Source organism: Achromobacter sp. SIMBA_011 (assembly GCF_046535435.1).
In the GTDB taxonomy this organism is placed as follows: domain Bacteria; phylum Pseudomonadota; class Gammaproteobacteria; order Burkholderiales; family Burkholderiaceae_B; genus Achromobacter; species Achromobacter dolens.
The window spans coordinates 924178-944777 of sequence record NZ_JAWRWN010000002.1 but is presented as its reverse complement, the minus strand read 5'-3'; the positions used below and the strand labels follow the sequence as shown (position 1 = coordinate 944777).

The following is a 20600-nucleotide window of genomic DNA, read 5'->3' as shown; positions in this document are numbered from 1 at the left end:
GCCGGCTCAGGCAAACGCCTGGATCAAGCGGGGTGCGATCGTGTCCAACGGACGGATTTCAACGGCGGCCTGCATGGCGGCGGCCGCCTTGGGCATGCCATAGACCGCGCTGGTGGCCTGATCCTGGGCGATGGTCAGGCAGCCGCGCTCGCGCAGCGCCTTCAGGCCGCGCGCCCCGTCCTGCCCCATGCCCGTCAGCAGCACGCCCACGGCCAGGCCGCGCCAGTGCTGCGCGACGCTATGGAAAAATACATCAATAGAGGGTCGGTACAGGCTTTCTTTAGGATTCTCGGTGTAACGCAGCGTACCATCGGCCAGCAGGTGCAGATGGTCGTCGGTGCCGGCCAGCAGCACCTGCCCCGGCGCCGGCCGTTCGCCTTCGCGCACCAGCCGCACAGGCAGGGCGATCTGGTCGTTGAGCCAGTCCGCCATGCCGGCCGCGAACGAGGCGTCCACGTGCTGCACCAGCACGATGCCGGCGGGAAAGCCGACCGGGATGTCGCGCAGCAGTTGCGCCAGCGTCGAGGGACCGCCGGCCGACGCGCCGATCACCAGCAGGCCCTGCGACGGGTCGGCGTGCGCGGCGGCCCGGGGCACCGGGCTGAGCGCGGTGCGATTGGCGCCATAGCGGCCGATCAGCCAGCCGATATTGCGGATCTTGCGCAGCAGCGGCGCGGCCGCGCTGCGCAGGTCGGCCCCGCCCACCACCGGCGTGTCGGCGGCGTCCAGCGCGCCATAGCCCATGGCGTCGAACACCCGCGCGGTATGGCGCGCCACGTCAACTGTGACCACCACGATGGCGCAGGGCGATTCAGCCATGATGCGGCGGGTGGCCTCGACCCCGTCCATGACCGGCATGATGAGGTCCATCAGCACCACGTCGGGCCGGTCCAGGGCGCACTGTTCGACGGCCTCCTGGCCATTGGAAGCGACCCACGCCACTTCCAGCCCCGGTTCCAGCGCGATGACGCGCCTGAGGGTTTCCACCGCCATCTGAAGATCGTTGACGATTCCGATTCTCACGTCCGCGCCTTTCCGATCAGGTCTTCCACGGCGTCCAGCAAGGCGTCGTCGTGGAAACTACCCTTGGCCAGATAATAGTCGGCGCCCGCATCCAGCCCGCGCCGCCTGTCTTCCTCGCGATCCTTGTAAGACACTACCATCACCGGCAGGCTTTGCAACTTGGGATCTGCCTTGATGCGCGACACCAGCTCGATGCCGTCCATCCGCGGCATGTCGACGTCGGTCACGACCAGGTCGAAGGCCTCGTTGCGCAGCATGTTCCAGCCGTCCATGCCGTCCACCGCCACCGCCACCTCGAACCCCCGGTTCAGCAGCAGCTTGCGTTCCAGCTCGCGCACCGTCAGCGAATCGTCCACCACCAGCACGCGCTTGCGGCGGCGCGCCTGCGCCACCGGACCGCCGCCGTCTACCCTGGCCAGGCGGCCGCCCTCGACCAGCTTCTGCACCGACAGCAGCATGTCCTCGACGTCCAGGATCAACAGCGGCGTGCCGTCGTCCATCAGCGAGCCGGCCATCACGTCCTGCACCTTGCCCAGGCGCGGATCGAGCGGCTGCACCACCAGCGTGCGCTCGCCCACGTAGCGGTCCACGGCGATCCCGTAGAGCCGGTCATGGTCGCCCACCACCACCACCGGCAGCGTCTCGGCGGCCGGCGCCGGCGCGCCGGAATGCAGGATCTGGCGCGCCGACACGAGGCCGATCTGGCGGTCCCTGAAGCGGAAATGCTGGTGTCCTTCGAGTTGCTCGATGTCCTGGGCCCGCACCTGCAAGGCGTGGCTGACGTAGGCCAGCGGAAACGCGTAGATATCGCCCTGCACCTCGACCAGCAGGCTGCGCACCACCGACAGCGACAGCGGCATCTCCAGCACGAAGCGCGTGCCCTGCCCGGTCTGCTGGTGGATGCGCACCGCGCCGCGCAGTTGCCGCACCATGGTCTGCACCACGTCCAGCCCGACCCCACGGCCCGAGATCTCGGTGACCTCGCCGCGCGTGCTGAAGCCGGACAGGAACAGGAATTCCAGCAGCTCGGCCTCGCTCAGGCGGGCGGCGGTCTCGGCGTTGGTCAGCTTGCGCTGCACCACCTCGACCCGCAGACGGTCCAGCGAGATGCCCGCGCCGTCGTCGCTCAATTCGATCAGCAGCATGCCGGCGGCATGGCGCGCCGACAGCCGGATGCGGCCTTCGGCGGGCTTGCCGGCGTCAAGCCGGTCCATCGGCATCTCGATGCCGTGATCCACCGCGTTGCGCAACAGGTGCATCAGCGGCGCGTCCAGCTTGTCGAGGATGTCGCGGTCCACCTGGGTCGAATCGCCCTCGATCTCCAGGCGCACCTGCTTGCCCAGCGAGCGGCCCAGGTCGCGCACCATGCGCGCCATGCCGCCCAGGCCGTCGCCGAACGGCCGCATGCGGCAGGCCAGCGCGGTGTCGTACAGGCGCTGCGCCAGATGGCCCATGCGCCAACCGAACTCGTCGACCTCGCCGGCGCGCTGGATGAGCTCCTGCTGGCAGGCCTGGACGATGCGCTGCGCGTCGTCCAGCGCGGCCTGGCCACGGGCGTCCACCTGCACGCCGGCCAGCGCCGCGCGCAGGCTGTCCAGGGCCTGGCTGGCGCCCGATTGCAGGCGCCGCAGCCGCAGCATCGAAGCGCTGAACGGCGCGATCCAGTGCGATTCGACCAGCGTCTCGCTGGACAGGCCGAGCAGTCTGTTGAGCGTGTCGGCCGTGACGCGCAGCACCCGCTCGCCCTCGCCCAGCGCCTGGTCGGAACTGCGGCGTCCGGGCGGCGGCGCCGGCGGCGGATCGTCGGGCTGGTGGATCGGCGGCAGGAAATCCGAAGGCTTGGGCGCGCGCTCGACCACCGGCGCGGCCGGCGGTGCATTGGGGGCATTGGACAGCCGCGCCACCAGCTCGTCGATGGCGTCGCCCAGCTCGGCGCCGGGCGTGGCGACCCGTTGCAGCAGGTCCGCGCCTTGCAGCAGCGCGTCGATGTCGGCGGCCTGCAGCCGCAGGCGCCCTTCCTGCGCCGCCACCAGGCAGTCTTCCATGGCGTGCGCGATGCGCACCGCCGGATGCAGATCGACGATGCGGGCCGCGCCCTTGAGCGAATGGGCCGCGCGCATGCAGGCCTCGAGCTGCGCGGCCGAGGTCGGATCGTGTTCCAACGCCAACAGGCCGTTGTTCAGCACTTGCACCTGGTTGCGGGTTTCCAACTGGAACAGCTCCAGCAGGGAGGCATCGCGCATCTGGTCCGGGTTCACGCCAGGCTCCGTTCCAATGCTTGCATCAACAGGGTCTCGTCCAGCACCCCGACACTGCGGGCGCCGCAACGAACGACCCCGCGCGAATACTTCAGGCTGGCCCCCTCGAGCGTGGCCGGCAGCGTTTCCAGCGCCTCCAGGTCCACGCTGTGGATGCCTTCCACTTCATCGACCGGCAGCACCACCGCGCGGCCCGCGCCGCCGAAGATCAGCATGCGCGCCGCGGCGGGCCGCTCGCGGCCGTTGTCGACCGCCGCGCCGTCCAGGCCCAGCAGACGAACCAGCGAGACGCAGACCGTGAGCGTGCCGCGCACGTTCGTCACGCCCAGCACCGCGGGGTCGCGCCGGTGCGGCAGCGACAGGATGGCGCGGGTGCCGGCCACCTCATCCAGCGTCCTGGTCGGCAGGCCCAGCCATTCGCCCTGCAGGCGGAACACCAGCAGCGACGACAATCGCGCCTGGACCTTGGGCGCCGCGCCGTCCTCGGGCGTGTCGATCTGCGGCGGCAGGCGGTCGAGGATGCGCTTGGCCGCGCCGGCATACACCGGACAATTGCGGCAATGGACGTACTCGGGCAGGCGCTCGCAGCGCTTGTCGCCGCGGCTGCCGATACGGTTCCAGCAGTCGTCCACTTGCGCCAGGCTGGCCAGGAAATCACTCACGGCGGGCCTCCTGGCGCGCGGCGCGCGCCTGCAGTCGGCGGGCGCCTTCCGCGTCGCCCTCGGATTCGACCAGCGCGGCCAGGTGCAGCAGCGCCTCGCGATGGGTCGGGTCCAGGTACAGCGCCTTGCGATAGGCCGCCTGGGCCTGGCGCGTGTCGCCGCCCGCGTCCTGCAGCAGGCCCAGCAGGTACAGCGCTTCGGCGCTGGCGCCATGCTCGGCAAGGTGGGCTCGGCACCGGGCCATGGCTTCCTGCACCCGCCCCTGGTCGGCCAACCCCGCGATGGCGCGCAAGGCGGCCTTGATATCCGCGCCGGCCGGCAAGCCGGCAGGCGACGGGCGTGACGCGGACGGCGACGGCGCGGCGGCGCGCGCGCCTGCTGCCGGCGCCTGTGCGCCCGGCGATGAGGTCGCCATCCGAGGCGGCGTTGGAGCCGGTATTTGCGTCGGCGGGCGGGCGGATGCATGGCCCGATGCAGCGGCAGGCATCTGCCCCGCCAGCGACCGAGGCGCGGGCGGCGTCCAGGCCGCCGCCGGTTCCGCCGGTTCGGCGTGGAAGGCGAAGGCGCGCGCCAGCGGCACCGCCGGCAGGCGCCGCCCGGTCATCAGGCTGGTCTCGGCCGGCCCCACGAACAGCACGCCGTCGCGGCGCGCGAAGCCCTTGAGCAGCGCCACCGCCCGCTCCTGCGTGGCGGCGTCGAAGTAGATCAGCAGATTGCGGCAGAACACGAAATCGTAGGGCGGCACGTTCGGCAGCAGATGCGCGTCGAACAGGTTGCCCGACAGAAAACGCACCCGCGCCATCACCGCGTCGGCCAGTTGGTGGCCGTCGGCGGTCTCGGTGAAGTAGCGGTCGCGATATGACAGGTTGTCGCCCCGGAACGAATTGCGGCCATAACAGCCGCGCCGGGCAAACTCGACCATGCGTTCGCTGATGTCCACCGCGTCGATTTGGAAGCGTGCGGGCGGCACCCCCGCGTCGAGCAGCGCCATGGCGATGGAATACGGCTCTTCGCCGCTGGAACAGGGCACGCTCAGCACGCGCAGCGCGCGCGCCTCGGCCCCCGGGGCGAACAGGCGCTCGCGCGCCAGCGTCGCCATTGCCGCCTGCGATTCCGGATAGCGGAAGAACCAGGTCTCCGGCACGATCACCGCCTCGATCAACTGTTGCATCTCGGCCGGCGAGGTCTGCAGGCGCGCCAGGTATTCCTGCTCGTCGTCGCTGCCCACCGCCTGCATGCGGTGGCGCACCGCCCGCTCGATCGCGGCGCTGCCGATGGAGCCGCTGTCCAGCCCCATCTTGCGCTTGAGCACCGCGCTGAAGGCATCCACCCCTGTCATGCCCGGGCTCCTTCGTATGACGTCGCTCCCGCCGGGAACAGCAGCGTGCGCACCGCGTCGGGCAACAGGTCGGCCACCCTCACCGCCTGCACCATGCCACGGCCGTCGCTCAGCACCGGCCCCAGGTAGCGCGCCTGCGGCGTCTCCAGGCCGAAAGGCTGGAACGCCGCCGGATCATAGTGCGCGGTCTCGGTGGCCTGCTCCAGGATCAGCCCCAGCGGGCGTTCATCGGCCGCGCCCGCGGGCCGGTAGCGCACCAGCGCCAGTCGCGTGCTGGTCACCAGCGTCGCCGCGCCGGCGCCGGCCAGCGCGCTCAGGTCGATGGCCGGCACGGCCACGCCGCGGCAGTCAAACATGCCGGCCACCCAGGACGGCGTACCCGGCACCTGCTTGAACGTGCGCATGCCCAACACCTCGATCACGTCGGCGGCGTCCAGCGCATAGCGGTCCGCGGCGATGCGGAACAGCAGGTACAGCCGGCGCCCGGCGGTGGCGCCAGCGGCCGCGAAAGGGATCGGGGCCTGCTCGGACATGGCGCGTCAGACCTTGAAGCGCGACACGCCGCTGCGCAGGTCGTTGGCCACCAGCGTCAGTTCCTCGATCGCCAGGCTCGACTGGCGTAGCGATTCCACCGTCTGCTGCGCGGCGTCGCTCAACTGCTGCAGCGCCTGATTGATCTGTTCGGCGCCCGTGGCCTGCGCCTGCATGCCCTCGTTGACCATCAGCACCCGCGGCGCCAGCGTCTGCACCTGCTGGATGATCTGCGACAGTTGGTCGCCCACCTGCTGCATATCGGCCATGCCGCGCCGTACCTCCTCCGAGAACTTGTCCATGCCCATCACGCCGGCCGACACCGACGACTGGATCTCGCGCACCATCTGCTCGATGTCGTAGGTGGCCACGGCGGTCTGGTCCGCCAGGCGCCGGATCTCGGTCGCCACCACCACGAAGCCGCGGCCATATTCGCCGGCCTTTTCGGCTTCGATGGCGGCATTCAGCGACAGCAGGTTGGTCTGGTCAGCCACTTTCGTGATCGTGGTAACCACTTGCGTGATATTGCCGGCCTTCTCGTTCAGGATGGCCAGCTTGGCGTTGACCGAGCCGGCCGCGCCGACCACGTTGCGCATGGTGTCTTCCATTCGCGCCAGGCCGACCTGGCCGCTGCCGGCCAGCGACGCGGTCTGCTCGGCGGCGTTGGACACCTCGGTCATGGTGCGCACCAGCTCGCGCGACGTCGCCGATATCTCGCGCGAGGTCGCGCCGATCTCGGTGGTGGTGGCCGCCACTTCCGACGCGGTGGCCTGCTGCTGCTTGGAGGTGGCCGCGATCTCGGTCACCGAGGTGGCCACCTGCACCGCCGAGCGCTGGGTCTTGCCGACCAGTCCGGTCAGCTCGTCGACCATGCCATTGAAGCCGCTCTCGATCGTGTTGAACTCGTCCTTGCGCGACAGCGTCAGGCGGCGCGTCAGGTCGCCGCCGCCGGTGGCTTCCAGCGTCTTGACGATGCTGCGCATGGGATTGACGATGGCGCGCATCAACAGGATGCCGCAGATCACCGCGGCGATGACCGCCAGCCCCAGCGACGCCAGCATGCCGACCTCGGCCTTGTCCACCGCCCGCTGGATGCCGATGGCGGATTCATCGGCCTGCTGCTTGTTGGCCGCCACCATGTTGGCCAGCACGTCGCGCCCCAGGTAGAACGCCGGACGCAGGTCGGCCTTGATCTTGGCCTGCGCGCGGACGGGATCGGTCGACACCGCCGGGTCCAGGATCTCCGCCCGGATGCGCATGTAGGCCTGCAGCGTCTTCTCGAATTCCTCGAACATGCGCTGGTCTTCGCCGCGCAGCACCGTGCGGCGGTACTGGTCGATGTTCTCCTGCAACTGCTGGTCGCTGCGCGGCAGGGCCGCCAGCGCGGCGCGGCGCTCCTGCTCCGTGTCGGTATTGAAAGCGTCCTGCACCGCCACGAACCCGGCGAACCAGGAGGCGCGGATCGAGGTGCTGTAGTAGATGCCGGGCACGGCGTCGGTGTTGATCGACCTGGCCTCGGCCTCGACCTGCAGCAGCCGCTGGTAATCGACCACCACCATCAAGCCCATGATGGCCAGGATCACCAGGAAGCTGGCGATGATGCGCTCGCGTAGTGTCAGATTCTTCATACCGGAGGACGCCCCATTCATGACCAGATGTGGAAATAATCGACAATTATTGCAAAGGCGAGCCCTGTCAGCTACGGAAAAACAGGGCAAACCCGCAATTCCGTCCCCGCTTCGTCGGGAAAAAGCCAAGCCCGGTTACACGGGCTTGTGTTTTCGTGTGACAACGCGTAGCGGACAGCCGCAAGCCGGCGCCCGCCCTAGCCCCACAAGCTCTGCGGCGGACGCGCCTGGACCCAGTCGCGCACCTGCTCATGGGCGCGCGCCAGTTGCAGCACCGCCAGGTCGCCGCGCGGCGGCCCGATCAACTGCATTCCCATCGGCAGCCCGGCGGCGCCGAACCCCACGGGCACGCTGATGACCGGGCAGCCGGCCAGCGTCCAGGGCGTGACGATCTCCATCCAGCGGTGGTAGGTATCCATGGCGCGCCCGGCGATCTGCCGGGGCCAGTCCAGTTGGGCATCGAACGGGAACACCTGCGCCGACGGCACCGCCAGGTAGTCCACCTCCTTGAAGATGCCGAGCACGGCCTGGTACCAGGCGCTGCGCTCCTCGGTGGCCTGGTAGACCTGTCGCGCGGTCATGCCGTCCAGCCCCTCGACCTCCCAGATCAGCGCCGGCTTGACCAGCTTGCGGGTCTGCGGATCGTTCACCAGCGCATGGAACTGCCCGCCCACCATCAGATGGCGGTGCGCCAGCCAAATGCGCCAAAGCCGCTCGCCGTCGAACGGCACGCGGTAATCGTCCACCTGGCAGCCGGCCGCCCCCAGATCGGCCAGCGCCTGGACGCACAGATCCAGGATGCCCGGCTCCATCGCCAGATAGCCGTTCCAGTCGCCCAGCCAGCCGATGCGCCGGCCGCGCAGGTCGGCTTCCAGCGGCTGCGCGAATACGGCCGGATCGTCGCCCAGCGACAGCGGCACGCGCGCATCGGGTCCCGCCATCACCGCCAGCATCCGCGCCACGTCGCGCGGCGTGCGGCCCATCGGGCCTTCATACGACAGTTGCTTGAGGAACACCTCGCTGGACGGGCCAAACGGCACCCGCCCCGCCGACGGCCGCATGCCGTACACGTTGCAGAAGGCCGCCGGGTTACGCAGCGAGCCGCCAAAGTCGCTGCCATCGGCCACCGGCAGCATGCGCGCGGCCAGCGCCGCCGCCGCGCCGCCGCTGCTGCCGCCCGCGCTCTTGGAGACGTCATAGGGATTGACCGTGGTGCCATAGACCAGGTTGTAGGTGTGCGAGCCCAGCCCGAACTCCGGCACGTTGGTGCGGCCGATGAAAATGGCGCCGGCCGCGCGCATGCGCTCGACCACGATGGAGTCGTGGCCCGTCACCTGGTCCTTGAACACCAGCGAACCCATCGAGGTCACCATGCCGCGCACCGCCGTCAGATCCTTGGGCGCCTGCGGCATGCCGTGCAGCCAGCCCAGCCAATGCCCCGCCGCCAACTGCGCGTCGCGTTCGTCGGCCTCGCGCAGCAGCTCCTGCGGCTCGCGCCGCGCGACCAGCGCATTGAGCTTGGGGTTGACCGCGTCGATATGGCGCAGATAAGCGGTCATCACTTCGCGGCACGACACGCGCCGCTGGCGGATCGCGTCCGACAGCGCGTGGGCGGGCATGGCCACGATATCGTCCAGGCTGCCGGCGGCCGCCGGGATGGCTGCATTCATGGTGTTGTCTCCTCTTTTTGCTTTGCAGGCCGACGATACTACGCCAGCCAGGCGCGCAAGCGCGGCAAGAGCCGGGCCATGCCGCGCGGGCAGCGGCCATGCGCTGCCCCGCGCCCTTCAGGACGGCGCAGACCGCCGCGACCGCGCCGGTCTGCGCCGCGACTCGCCGCGCCGCGTCAGGCCGCCGGCCGCGCGAACACCAGCAGCGTCGAGGTCGCCGACGCCAGCAGGCGCCCCTCGGCATCGGTCAGCTTGGCCTCGGCGTACGCCACCCGCTGGCCGAACGACAGCACCCTGCCCTCGGCCCGCAGCCGGCCGCTGTGACGCGTGATGGCCTTGTGATAGGCCACCTTTAGCTCCAGCGTGGTGTAGGCCTGTTCGGCCGACAGGCGCGAATGCACCGCGCAGCCGCAGGCCGAGTCCAGCAGGGTCGCGGCATAGCCGCCATGCACCGTACCGATCGGGTTGTAGGCGTGCGGGCCGGGCGTGCCGGCGAACACCGCCAGGCCTTCCTCGGCCTCGACGAAATCGAAATCCAGCGACACCAGGATGCCCGGCTTGCGGCCCGAGGCCAGCAAGGCGCGCAGTTGCGCCAGGCCATCCAGGCCGGCGCCGGTCTGGTCGACCAGGCTGGGCTCGCGTTGCGGTGAGGCGCTGCCGGCGGGAGTCGAAGCGGAAGTCATGCGCGGTTCTCCTGAAGGGGAAACATCGTCGAGGGCGAATATGACGAACATCATATATCAAGCCAGGAACGGGGCGGATTGCCCGGCGGCTGGGCCGCCTCCGGGGTGCCAGGGTTCGTGCCTGGACGGCTGGACTGCTGGCGGCCTTCGATCGGCAGTCCGGTTGTGGCGGGCGAGCCTGGCGCCGGGAATTCCGGGCTTGGGCTCGCCTGGCAGGCCCCTCTCAGGGAAACAACTGCTGCGCCAGATGATCGACGAACACGCGCAGCTTGGGCGACGGATGGCGGCTGGCGGGCCACACCGCCCACATGGTCGCATTGCCCCGGGTGCGTTCGTCCAGCACCGTCACCAGCTTGCCCGCGGCCAGCTCTTGCCGGACGGTGAAATCCGGCAGGCAGACGATCCCCAACCCGCCCAGCGCCAGGAAGATGCGGGTCTCGACGCTGTTGCAGACCAGCGTCAGCGGCAATTCGGGCGCGGGCGCGCCGGCCGCCGTCTTCAGCGGCCATTGCTCCAGCTTGCCGGTGCTGGGATAGCGATAGTGCAGGCAGCAATGGCCCAGCAGGTCGGCGGCGCGGCGCGGCGTGCCATGCCGCGCCAGGTAATCGGGCGAGGCCGCCAGGATGCGGCGGAACGGCCCCAGGCGGCGGCGCTTCAGGCCGGAATCCTGCATCTCGCCGGAGCGCACCACGGCATCGTAGCCCTCGCCGATCACGTCGACCATGCGATCGGTGAAATCCAGGTCCAGCCGCACCTGCGGATACTGCTTCATGAAGGTGGCGATGGCGGGCTCGAACAGCCGGCTGTAGCGCGGCAGGCTGACGCGCAGCCGGCCGCTGGGCGTGCCGGCGGCCTCCGACAGTTCGAGCTCGGCGGCCTCGACCTCGCACAGGATGCGGCGGCAGCGCTCCAGGAATTTCTCGCCCTCCGGGGTCAGGGTGATGTGGCGCGTGCTGCGGTGGAACAGCCGCACTTTCAGGTGCGCCTCCATCCGCGCCACGCTCTTGCCCACCGCCGACGGCGACACGCCCAGCACCCGCCCCGCCTCGGCAAAGCTGCGCGTGTCCGCCACCAGCACGAAAACGCCGATACCACTCAGGCTGTCCATGCCAATTTCCTTCAATACGGACATGAATGTCCGGAATATTCGGAATCCTAGCCTATTTTTCTTTTATCAGAGGCTGCCTATCCTGCCGGCATTGCGTTCCATGGCGCCCCGTCCGGGCGCCGCGCTCGCCCATTTTCTGTTTGCCCACCCGGCTTCGCGCCGCTCTACCGACATGACCCCATCGCATCCCTCTCCCGCCTCCAATCGCTGGCTGCAACTGCTGGCGGCCTGCCTCACAGCCGTGCTCATTCCCCTGTGCTTCACCGGCCCGGCGGTGGTCCTGCCGTCGATCAGCCAGGCGCTGGGCGGCACGCCCGTGCAACTGAACTGGATCCTCAACGGCTACATCCTGGCCTACGGCAGCGTCATCATGGTGTCCGGCAGCCTCACCGACCTGTATGGCCCGCGCCGCGTCTGGTTGGGCGGACTGGCCTGGTTCTGCGCCTTCACCTTTCCCATCGCCTGGGCGCCGTCCGCCGGCTGGATCGACTTCCTGCGACTGATGCAGGGCGTGGGCGGCGCCGCGGCGTTCGCCGCGGCCATGTCGTCGCTGGCGCCGCTGTTCCATGGCGCCGCTCGCGCCCGCGCCTTCAGCCTCTTGGGCACCACTTTCGGCATCGGCCTGTCGTTCGGACCGCTGATCTCCGGCTGGCTGGTGCAGACGGCCGGCTGGCGCTGGGTGTTCCACGGCACCGGACTGGTCGGGCTGGGCGGGCTGGCGCTGGTCGCGGCCAGCGTGCGCGCCACCCCGGGCGCGGCCGGCGGCCGCTTCGACTGGCGCGGCGCGCTCAGCTTCACCGGTGCGCTGGGGCTGTTCACCTATGGCATGCTGCTGGCCCCCGAAAACGGCTGGACCGATCCCGCGGTGGCTGGCTCGCTGCTGGCCTCGGCGCTGCTGGGCATCGCCTTCATCCTCGCGGAAACCCGCGCCACGCATCCGATGCTGGACCTGTCGCTGTTCCGCCGCCCGCGCTTTGTCGGCGTGCAGGCGCTGGCGGCCTCCCCGGCGTTCCTGTTCATTGCGCTGATCGCCCTCCTGCCCAGCCGCTTCATCGGCATCGATGGCCACAGCGCGCTGCGCGCCGGCCAGTTGATGATGGGCCTGGCCACGCCGCTGCTGGTGGTGCCGTTCCTGGCCGCGCTGCTGACGCGCCGCTTCAGCCCTGCCGCGCTGTCCAGCACCGGCCTGGTGCTGGCGGCCATCGGCCTGGCCTGGCTGGCCCGCGACCTGGGCGGCAACGCCGACCGGCTGTGGCTGCCGATGAGCCTGATCGGCATCGGCATCGGGCTGCCCTGGGGGCTGATGGACGCCATGGCGGTCAGCGTGGTGGAGCACGAGCGGGTCGGCATGGCCACCGGCATCTTCAATACCGTGCGCGTATCCGCGGATGGGGTGGCCATTGCCGTTCTCAGCGCCCTGCTGGCCACCCTGATCCACGCCCAGGCCGCCGCCGCCCTGCCCGACGCGGGCGCTCCGGCCCTGCTGCAGGCCGCCAACCGCGCCGCCCTCGGACAACTGGACGAAGCAGGCGCGCTGCTGTCCGGCGCCGGCGATTTGCTGCACCATGCCTACGACCAGGCCTTCGGACAGGTGCTGTATGCGCTGGCCGGATTCGCGCTGGCGCTGGCCGTGCTGGTCTACGCCTTGCTGGCGCGGCCCGAGACGGCGCCGATGACGCGGGTGCGGACCCAGGCGCATTGATCGTCGGCCGCAGGGCCCGGGCGCATGGATCGCCGGCCGCATGATCCCCGCGCCCGCGCGCGCCCGGGGCCATGCGGCGGCTTGCGCCAGATCAATCCGTCCTCGCGCAGCCTCGCCCTACTATTCGTGCTGCCGTTTCACGCCGCCAGGAGCCTCCGTTGTCCGAACCCGACCTGCCCGAACCCGACATCTGCACCGAAGCCGAAATCCGCGGCCTGGTGCATACGTTCTACGCCAAGGCCCGCGCCGATGCCGCGCTGGGTCCGGTGTTCGAGGCCCAGGTGCACGACTGGGACGAACACCTGGCGACGCTCTCGGATTTCTGGTCGGCCGTACTGCTTGGCACGCGGCGGTTCACCGGCATGCCCATGCCCAAGCATGCCGCCATGCCGCACCTGAGCGCCGAGCTGTTCGAGCGCTGGCTGGCGCTGTGGGGCGAGACCCTGGCGGCCCTGCCCAACCGCGCGCTGGCCGATGCCGCCGGTGAGATGGCCAAGCGCATGGCGCGCAGCCTGTGGTACGGCTACCAGCTCAGCCGCGACCCGAACCAGCCGCTGACCGAACTGCGCTCCGCCTGAGCGCGGCCCGCGCGCTCAACGCGTCGGCGCGGCCGGCGGCGGCCTGTCCCCTGAACGCCCGCCCCGCGGCAGGCGCGAAGCAGCAATGGGCGGCATCCTCGTTCAATCCACCCGCCACCAGCTCGGCAGCAGGTTGCGCACCTTGGCGCGGCGATAGCGATCGTCGATCAGGTGCACCGTGCCCACGTCCTGCTCGGTGCGGATGACGCGGCCCGCCGCCTGGATCACCTTCTGCATGCCGGGATAGAGATAGGTGTAGTCGTAGCCCTGCGCCTCGCCGTAGCGCCGCTCCATGGCGCGCTTGATGTTCTCGTTGACGGCATTGACCTGCGGCAGCCCCAGCGTGGCGATGAAGGCGCCAATCAGCCGCTTGCCGGGCAGGTCCACGCCCTCGGAAAAAGCGCCGCCGAGGACCGCGAAGCCGACGCCCTGCCCGCTTTCGGTGAAGCGTCCCAGGAAGGCGGCGCGGCCGGCCTCGTCCATGCCCGGCGTCTGCAGCCAGATCGGCACCTGCGGATGGCGCGCGCGCATCAGATCGGCCACCTGCCGCAGGTAGTCGAAGCTGCTCAGAAAGCCCAGATAGTTGCCCGGCCGGCGCGCGTACTGGTCGGCGATCAGGTCGGCGATCGGCTGCAGCGAGCGTTCGCGGTCGCGGTAGCGGGTCGACACATGACCGACCACCTTGACCGCCAGTTGCTCGGCCTGGAACGGCGCGGCCACGTCGATCCACGCGGCCTCGGCCGGCAGGCCCAGGGTGTCGCGATAGAACTGCTGCGGACTCAAGGTGCCCGAGAACAGCACGGTGGCGTGCGCCGCCGCGTGCCGCGCGGCCAGGTACGGCGCCGGCACCACGTTGCGCACGCACAGCGTGGACGGCGGCGTCTTGGCGCCGCGCGCCCCGCCTTCGGCCCGCGTCACGTCAAATAGCGCGTGCGGCCCGAACTGCTCGGCCAGCCGCATGAAATGCAGCGCCTCGAAATAGAAGGCCAGCACCGGATCGTCCTGCGCCAGCGGCGCCTCGCCCAGGTAGTCGGTGATGGCGGCCACCGCCTTCTGCACCGCCGCCAGCACACCGGCCGGCGCCTCGTCGTAGGCCTGGTAGGACTCGGCCTGCTTCCTGTTGAGCGCGGTCCAGGAACGCTGCAGGCCGTCCAGCGGCTTTTTCAGGGCCTTGGGCGCGGCCTGGCGCGCCGCCGCCAGCCCCAGTTGGCTCAATTCGCCGGTGTACATGCGGCGCGCGCGGTCGACCAGGTTGTGCGCCTCGTCCACCAGCACCGCCACTTTCCATTGGTGCGCCTGCGTCAGCGCGTGCAGCATGGCGGTGGCGTCGTAGTAATAGTTGTAGTCGCCCACCACCACGTCGCTCCAGCGGATCAATTCCTGCGACAGGTAATACGGGCAGACCTGATGCGCGCGGGCCGCCGCGCGCACCGCCGGGGCATCCAGCCGCGGCTGCGCCAGCGCCGTCTCGCGCGCGGCGGGCAGGCGGTCGTAGAAGCCCTGCGCCAGCGGGCAGGAATCGCCATGGCAGGCCTTGTCGGGATGCTCGCAGGTCTTGTCGCGCGCCTGCAGGTCCAGCACCCGCAGGCCGGGCGCCGCCGGCTGCGCGTTCAGCGTATCCAGCGCGGCCATCGCCAGCCCGCGCCCCGAACCCTTGGCCGCCAGGAAGAACACCTTGTCCAACCCCGCGCCCGGGGCGGCCCTGAGCAGCGGAAACAAGGTGCCCAGCGTCTTGCCGATGCCGGTGGGCGCCTGCGCCATCAGGCAACGGCCGTCGCGCGCCGTGCGGTACACCGACACCGCCAATTCGCGCTGGCCGCTGCGGAACTCGCCATAGGGAAACGCCAGCTTCTCCAGCGCCGCGTCACGCGCCTGGCGGTGCGCCAGCTCGGTGCGCGACCACGCCAGGAAGCGTTCGCACTGCTCGTGGAAGAAGGCCGCCAGCCAGGCCGCATCGCGGGTCTCGACGAGCAGGGTTTCTTCTTCGGTGGCCACGTTGAAGTACACCAGCGCCACGCGGACCTGCGCCAGGCCGCGCGCCTGGCACAGCAGGTGACCGTAGACCCGCGCCTGGGCCCAATGGGCGGCGCGGTGGTTGTCGCGCACGCTGTCGAGCCGGCCGCGGTAGGTCTTGATCTCTTCGACCTGATTGGCCTGCGGGTCGTAGCCATCGGCGCGGCCGCGCACCAGCAGGTTTTCGTATTGCCCGGTCAGCGCCACCTCGGTTTCGTAGGCGGGCCCGCGCCGGCCGGTCACGGCGGCGTGGCCGGCCATGCCCTCCAGGCCGCTGGGCGCGGGCGTGAAGCGCAGATCCAGGTCGCCGGCGCGGGCCGTGAATTCGCAGAGCGCGCGCACCGCCACGGCGTACGTCATGGCGCCGGTCCTTCCGGGGCGGCACGGTGCGTCGAGGCCGGCGGCTGCGATGCGCACGCCGCGTCGCGCCAACTGACATGACAGACGCGCACCGGCATGCCATGCTCGGCGCAGTACGCCAGCCAGCGTATCTGGTTGTCCTGCAGCTTGTCGCCCGGCCCCTTGATCTCGATGAGTTCATAGCCGGGCGCGTCCGGCTGGAAGCGGATCAGGTCGGGCAGCCCCGACCGGTTGGCTTTGACGTCACGCAGCAGCCGCAGGAAAAACAGTTTCAGGTGCGCTGGCGGCAGGTGGTCCAACGCCCGCTCCAGCAGCGCCTCGTCCAGCGCGCCCCAGAACACGAACGGCGATTGCACGCCCTGCTTGGCGGCGTAGCGCTGGCGGATCGTGACGCGGTACTCGCCCGTGTCCAGTTGCGCCAGGCAGGCGGCGAACAGGGCCTCGCGCCGGGCGTGGAAATCAGGTGCGTCCAGGTCGGCCGGCCCGCGCTGGAACGGATGGAAGAATGCGCCCGGCAACGGCGCGAACACCGCCGGCCAGCACAGCAGGCCGAACAGCGAATTGATCAGCGTGTTCTCGACATAATGGACCGGCGCCTCGTCGCGGTGCAGGTGATCGCGCGCGGCGAATTCCACCGCCACCGTCGGCTCGGGCCGCTCCAGCGCCAGGTCGAAACGGCTCACCGGCGCGGCCGCGCCGCGCGGCGCGCCCTGCCCCAGCTTGCGACGCAGGCGCGGCAACATGCGCGCCACGCGTTGGGATTCCTCCTCGCTTTCGGGCCGGGCCTCGGCTTGCAGCGCCAACGCCAGCGCCTCGTCGAAACGCGCCATGCGCTCGTACACGCGGATGCGGCGATGCCTCGCGCCGGGGTAGGCGCACAGCGCGTACACCCGTTGCGCCGCCGCCCAATCCTGGGCCCGCTCGCAGGCCTGGCCCAGGCGCAGCAGCACCTTGGCGCGGCGCTTTTCCAGCCAGGCGTTGCCGCTGGCGCAGTCGGCCACCGCCTGCAACAGCGCATCGACGTCCGGGCCATCATCCAGCGCCCGGCGACAGGCATGCAGGGCCAGGTAGCGGTCGACGTCTTCCCGCGCCTGGAAGGCCCGCGAAGAAGGCTCGAACGGCACCGTTTCGTACTGGAACACGCCCAGGTCCGCCAGCACGAACTCTGACCAGTCCTGGTGCAGGTTGCCGAAGAACATCAGGCGCAGGCGTTCGCACAGGTCGGCAACCGCGACGCGCCAGGCCGGATCGAACGGCACCGCCGCGTTGCGGCCGGCCGCAACGACGCGCGTGCCGTCCGCGCCTGCGCGGTCGGGGCCGGCGGCGGGATTCCAGCTCGCATAGGGCTGCGCCTCGGGCTGGCTGGCACGCAGGCGCGCCAGCAGGTCGGCCTTGCGCGCCGCGCCCTTAGGGCGGGAGTCGGCGAACAACCGGTCGAGTTCGGGCCGCGTATGCAGCCCGAACAGTTCGTCCAGCGTCATGGGAGCGTCGGCTTCCAGCCACCCCAGCGTCAGCAACGGGGCGGCGGCCTCGACCGTATCGGGGATTTCCTCGTAGGCCAGGCGGCTGGCGCGGAACCACGGCCCGCGCCGCATCAACATGCGCACCAGCAACGCCTGCGAGGCCTGCGGCAGCGCGGCGAAATCCGACATGAAGCGGCGTTCGCGGGCATCCAGCAGATCCGCGTAGCGCTCACCGACCCACGCAAGCGCGCGCTGGAAATTGTGCAGGTAGTAGTAGCGGTGCGGGGGCAGCATCAGCCGGTCTTGGTAACTGGGTATTTATCCAGTAATCATAGCAGGCCGTATCGCCGTCCGCCGCCCTCGGCTTGTACCTAGTGGCGCACGATCTCGAACCCCTCGTCGTCCTGCGGCGCCACGAAGTATGCGGTGATCGCGTCGTACTGCGCCTCGCTGGTGGTGTAAGGATGGGCGCCCGATTCATTGCGCGCCCGCAACCGCGCCTTGCAGACCGCATCGGGCAAGTCCAGGAAATGCAGCACCGGTTCGGCCGGGGACGGGACGGAAAACGCGTTCGATTGCATGGACTGCCTCTGGAGAAAACCAACGGGCGCGCCAACAAAAAACCCGCCATTGGCGGGTTGATGTAGCGATGATGCGACGCGCGCTACCCCACCGAGGTCCCAGCGGGGCGAATAATCAGGGCGGACGGGCGGTGCGGACGGTTCATGGCACGATGCTGCTGGACGCCGCCAAACCTGTCAAACTCATCCGGCAACATGCTCGCCCTGGCCACGCGCCAGGCCGGATCGTCCGTCATCGTCCCAAAGGAATCCATGTCCCGTTCCGCCGTCACCCTGCGCCAGGCCACCGCCCGCGACGCCGATGCCATCGCCGCCATGCACGCGGCCAGTTGGGCCGTCACCTATCGCGGCCTGCTGCCGGATGGCTTTCTCGACGCCGGCCTGGCCGACGACCGCATGGTCCACTGGCAGGACCGGATGCGCGACGCCGACGCGCAGGCCGTGTTCATCGCCGAGCAGGACGGCCAGCCGATCGGCTTCGTCTGCGTCAAGCAGGAACACGATCACCCCGGCGCGGTGCTGCTGGACAACCTGCACGTGCTGCCGCCCTGGCAAGGCACCGGCGCCGGCAAGCTCATGGTGGCGCGCGCCGAGGCCTGGGCCCGCGCGCGCGGCGCGTCGCGCCTATATCTGTATGCGCTCGAAGGCAACGCCCGCGCCATCGACTTCTACGAACGACAGGGCTGGCGCAACACCGGCACCGAAACCGACCGGATCGGCGGCATCGAGGTGCAGGCGCGCCGCTACGAGCGGCCGGTGTGACGACACGCGCCCCCGCCAGCGCCTGAACGTCCAGCGTGGCGACGGAGAACGCCCGAACCTGCCCGGGTTCATCCAGGACAGGCAAAACCTGATCAATCGCCAGTGAGCCTGGCGGGGGCGCGTCAGCGCGCCGCGAACCAGTCGCCGGCCACGCCGCCATTGCGGCCGCAGAAAGGCGGACCCGAGCCGTCGTCGGGGGTGCCAGCAGGCGCCGTTTGGCGCGCCACCAGCACGGCGCCGCGCCGCGTCAGCGTCACGACCCAGGGCGGACCGTCCTGGTAGGTCACTTTCAGGCTGTCGCCATCAACCACCGCATTGCCGCTCAGGTCGCAGATCCAATTGCCGTAGTAAGGCATCCACGAATTGACCGCCACGGCCAACTCGCCGTTGGCGCCTCGCGTGATCTCGATCTCGCCCTCGATGTTGCGCCACTTGCCGACGAAGCCGGCGGCCGGATGCGGATTGATGGCCTTCAACAAAGCCAGGCGCGCCCGCATGAAGGTGGCCATTTCCTTGGCAGGTGTGCTGTGCGTGAAAGGCTGCTCATAGACCCTGTCCCGCATGCCCAGGAAATAGCGTTGATCGGCGGTCAGCGACTTGGCCGCTTCGGCATCCAGCTTGTCCCGCACATCCTTGTATTGCCGCGCGATCGCCGCATCCTGGTCCGCCAGCGCCGGGTTGGCGCAAATCGCTTTCTCGACCGGCGTGGCGGCCTTGGCGCAGTTGAAGGAAGGCGCCGCCGTCGCGCTGCCGGCCACGGCCAGCGATGCCGCCAAGAGCAGAGGACGCATCATGGTGGGGAATTCTCCAGAAGGTGTAAAGGTGTTCAACATGCCCGGTGACACCGGAGAAATTTGCCCGCCGAAGCGGGCGAATCCCATCGGGGCGCCGCGGGCCGGCCGGCCCACGGCAGCGCGATTATCGCGCCGGCGCCTTGGCCGCGCCCACGTCCTTGCGCACCTTGGCCACGTCCGACGCGCTCACCGCCGCGCCCTGGTTGCCCCAGCTTGAACGCACGAAGGTCACCACGTCGGCGACTTCCTTGTCGGTCAGGCGCCAGTCGAAGCCCGGCATCGCATACGCCGTCGGCGCGGCCGAGGTGCCCGGCATCTGCGCGCCCTTGAGCACGATGTGGATCAGCGACGCGGGATCGGCCGAGTTCACCGTCGAGCTCAGCGCCAACTGCGGGAAGGTTTCCGCGTAGCCCTTGCCGGTGCTGCGGTGGCAGGCCGCGCAGTTGTTCAGGAACGTCATCGCGCCGTCGCTCGTATCCTTGCCGCTGCGCAGGGCCTGCGCCACGGTGTCGTTGTAGGCGAGCGGCTGGGTGGCGTTCTTGTTCACCGGCGGCAGGCTCTTCAGATACACCGCGATGGCGTTGACGTCGGCGTCGGTCAGGTGCTGGGTGCTGTCCTGCACCACCTGCGCCATGCCGCCGAACGCGGCCGAATGGCCGTTGCGGCCGGACTTGAGGAAAGCGGCGATGTCTTCCTTGCTCCAGCTTCCAAGGCCGTCGGCCATGTCGCCGCGCAGGTTCTTGGCGAGCCAGCCTTCGACCACGCCGCCGGACAGGAAGGCCGAGCCGTCGGCGTCGGTCAGCGCCTTTTCCTGCAGCGCGAAGCCGCGCGGGGTGTGGCAGGTGCTGCAGTGGCCCAGCCCTTCGACCAGGTATTGGCCGCGCAGCAGCGCCTGCTTGTCCGCGTCGTTGGCGGGGGTGGCGGTGACCGGCGCGGTGGCCACGTCGGGCGCGAACATCCAGCGCCACACGCCCAGCGGCCAGCGCATCGACAGCGGCCAGGTGATGTCGGTGTCCTTGTTGGCCTGCTTGACCGGCTCGACGCCGTGCATGAAGTAGGCGTACAGGGCCTTGACGTCATCCGGCGTGACCTTGGCGTAGGCGGTATACGGCATGGCCGGATACAGCGAATGGCCGTCCTTGGCCACGCCACGGCGCACGGCGCGGTCGAAGTCCTCCAGCGTGTAGTTGCCGATGCCCGTGTCCTTGTCGGGCGTGATATTGGTGGAATAGATCGTACCCAGGGGCGACTCGATGCCCAGGCCGCCAGCGAACGGCTTGCCGTCCTTGGCGGTGTGGCAGGCGATGCAGTCGCCGGCGCGCGACAGGTATTCGCCCTGCTTGATCAACTGCGCATCCGCGGTGGCGGGCGTGCCATCGGCGGCCCAGCCGGTGCCGCAAGCCAGGATCGAGAGCGCGGCAACAATGGTTTTCTTCATCATTGTC

General features: G+C 69.9%; 17 protein-coding genes. 3 read left to right on the top strand and 14 right to left on the bottom strand.

Features of this window, described 5'->3' with window-relative positions:
• Positions 1-6: 6 nt before the first annotated feature.
• From SB816_RS11510 to SB816_RS11470, 9 genes are all read right to left on the bottom strand, one after another.
• On the bottom strand, positions 7-1023 hold the full coding sequence (locus SB816_RS11510; RefSeq protein ID WP_054502369.1) for a chemotaxis response regulator protein-glutamate methylesterase: 1017 nt from the start codon (positions 1021-1023) through the stop codon (positions 7-9).
• Positions 1020-3281 carry a hybrid sensor histidine kinase/response regulator gene (locus tag SB816_RS11505; RefSeq protein WP_410547001.1) on the bottom strand — a complete coding sequence of 754 codons (2262 nt, stop codon included), beginning with the start codon at positions 3279-3281 and terminating at the stop codon, positions 1020-1022. Before SB816_RS11505 ends, SB816_RS11510 begins: the two co-directional genes overlap by 4 nt.
• Entirely contained in the window at positions 3278-3943 is a 666-nt protein-coding gene (locus tag SB816_RS11500; RefSeq protein ID WP_054502367.1) for a chemotaxis protein CheW, read from the bottom strand. Before SB816_RS11500 ends, SB816_RS11505 begins: the two co-directional genes overlap by 4 nt.
• Positions 3936-5282 carry a CheR family methyltransferase gene (locus SB816_RS11495; RefSeq protein WP_410547000.1) on the bottom strand — a complete coding sequence of 449 codons (1347 nt, stop codon included), beginning with the start codon at positions 5280-5282 and terminating at the stop codon, positions 3936-3938. Before SB816_RS11495 ends, SB816_RS11500 begins: the two co-directional genes overlap by 8 nt.
• A complete protein-coding gene (locus SB816_RS11490) occupies positions 5279-5815 on the bottom strand; it encodes a chemotaxis protein CheW (RefSeq protein ID WP_410546999.1) in 537 nt (178 codons plus the stop codon). The genes SB816_RS11495 and SB816_RS11490 overlap by 4 nt, the downstream gene beginning before the upstream one ends.
• Positions 5816-5821: 6 nt before the next feature.
• Complete coding sequence (locus SB816_RS11485; protein ID WP_054502364.1) at positions 5822-7441, bottom strand: methyl-accepting chemotaxis protein; 1620 nt, start codon at positions 7439-7441, stop codon at positions 5822-5824.
• 197 nt (positions 7442-7638) lie between these two features.
• Positions 7639-9111 (bottom strand): amidase, encoded by a 1473-nt coding sequence (locus SB816_RS11480; RefSeq protein WP_410546998.1) that lies wholly within the window; start codon positions 9109-9111, stop codon positions 7639-7641.
• Positions 9112-9287: 176 nt separating this feature from the next.
• Positions 9288-9794 carry a PaaI family thioesterase gene (locus tag SB816_RS11475; RefSeq protein ID WP_054502362.1) on the bottom strand — a complete coding sequence of 169 codons (507 nt, stop codon included), beginning with the start codon at positions 9792-9794 and terminating at the stop codon, positions 9288-9290.
• A 223-nt stretch (positions 9795-10017) separates the two neighbouring features.
• On the bottom strand, positions 10018-10902 hold the full coding sequence (locus SB816_RS11470) for a LysR family transcriptional regulator (RefSeq protein ID WP_116792417.1): 885 nt from the start codon (positions 10900-10902) through the stop codon (positions 10018-10020).
• A 172-nt stretch (positions 10903-11074) separates the two neighbouring features.
• On the opposite strand from SB816_RS11470, the gene SB816_RS11465 reads away from it, so the two are divergent.
• Positions 11075-12604 carry an MFS transporter gene (locus SB816_RS11465; RefSeq protein WP_175166879.1) on the top strand — a complete coding sequence of 510 codons (1530 nt, stop codon included), beginning with the start codon at positions 11075-11077 and terminating at the stop codon, positions 12602-12604.
• A 173-nt stretch (positions 12605-12777) separates the two neighbouring features.
• A complete protein-coding gene (locus tag SB816_RS11460; protein ID WP_064528918.1) occupies positions 12778-13182 on the top strand; it encodes a group III truncated hemoglobin in 405 nt (134 codons plus the stop codon).
• A gap of 102 nt (positions 13183-13284) precedes the next feature.
• On the opposite strand, the gene SB816_RS11455 is transcribed toward SB816_RS11460, so the two are convergent.
• The 3 genes from SB816_RS11455 to SB816_RS11445 form a co-directional block, all read right to left on the bottom strand.
• Positions 13285-15555: an ATP-dependent DNA helicase gene (locus SB816_RS11455; protein WP_410546997.1), complete on the bottom strand. Its 2271-nt coding sequence runs from the start codon at positions 15553-15555 to the stop codon at positions 13285-13287.
• A complete protein-coding gene (locus SB816_RS11450) occupies positions 15552-17312 on the bottom strand; it encodes a VRR-NUC domain-containing protein (protein WP_410546996.1) in 1761 nt (586 codons plus the stop codon). Before SB816_RS11450 ends, SB816_RS11455 begins: the two co-directional genes overlap by 4 nt.
• 77 nt (positions 17313-17389) lie before the next feature.
• A complete protein-coding gene (locus SB816_RS11445; protein WP_054502357.1) occupies positions 17390-17599 on the bottom strand; it encodes a hypothetical protein in 210 nt (69 codons plus the stop codon).
• A 252-nt stretch (positions 17600-17851) separates the two neighbouring features.
• Here SB816_RS11445 and SB816_RS11440 point away from each other — a divergent pair, with 252 nt between their 5' ends.
• A complete protein-coding gene (locus SB816_RS11440; protein ID WP_410546995.1) occupies positions 17852-18361 on the top strand; it encodes a GNAT family N-acetyltransferase in 510 nt (169 codons plus the stop codon).
• A 122-nt stretch (positions 18362-18483) separates the two neighbouring features.
• On the opposite strand, the gene SB816_RS11435 is transcribed toward SB816_RS11440, so the two are convergent.
• On the bottom strand, positions 18484-19155 hold the full coding sequence (locus SB816_RS11435; RefSeq protein ID WP_054502355.1) for a lysozyme inhibitor LprI family protein: 672 nt from the start codon (positions 19153-19155) through the stop codon (positions 18484-18486).
• Between the two features lie 124 nt (positions 19156-19279).
• Positions 19280-20596, bottom strand: a complete 1317-nt coding sequence (locus SB816_RS11430) for a c-type cytochrome (RefSeq protein ID WP_410546994.1) — start codon at positions 20594-20596, stop codon at positions 19280-19282.
• Between the last annotated feature and the right edge of the window lie 4 nt (positions 20597-20600).